The 600-nt window shown below is 64.9% G+C and carries 1 pseudogene; it reads left to right on the plus strand.

Annotated features, from left to right (window positions below):
• Positions 1-142: 142 nt before the first annotated feature.
• Positions 143-244: pseudogene (locus CCN39_RS48780) on the plus strand (MbtH family protein); the annotation flags it as partial.
• Positions 245-600 lie beyond the last annotated feature (356 nt).

Genomic DNA, 600 nt, shown 5'->3' on the forward strand with positions numbered 1-600 from the left:
TGCCCGCGGTGAAGGCGAACCAGCTGGGCGACTGGTCGGCCGAGCCGCGCTTCAACCACCTGCTCGCCACGCCGGTCATCCAGAAGCTGACCGCGCTGGTGAAGGGTGCCCGCACGGACATCACCGCCTGAGGAGGCCCGCGATGACCAACCCGTTCGAAGACCCGGACGGCACGTACCTGGTGCTGGTGAACGCCGAGAACCAGCACAGCCTGTGGCCGGAGTTCGCGGACGTCCCGGCCGGCNNTGGCTTCCGGTGTGTCGTCCATTCGGCCCCGTCACCATTAATCGGTGTCCACCGGCCGCGCAAGATCGGTACTGTCCGCCACGTGAAAATCACATTGCGCATCTTCACTGTCATTGTCGCGGCAGTGGCCATGGGATGGGGAGTCGCGGCTCCCGCGATCGCGGAAACCAATCAGACGCTCGAAATCAAGAATGTCGCTTTGGGCAAATGCCTCGCCGTCGGGGCGCCGGGCTATGCCTGGTTGACGGTGGAGACCTGCACCGGCGGGCAAACCCAGCAGTGGGAGCGGATCCCCGTGGACGGGGACAAGGTGATTCTTCGCAACCTGGGCGACCGAACCTGTGTGAAGGGAAT

It is taken from the genome of Amycolatopsis kentuckyensis, from assembly GCF_002155975.1.
GTDB lineage: Bacteria > Actinomycetota > Actinomycetes > Mycobacteriales > Pseudonocardiaceae > Amycolatopsis > Amycolatopsis kentuckyensis.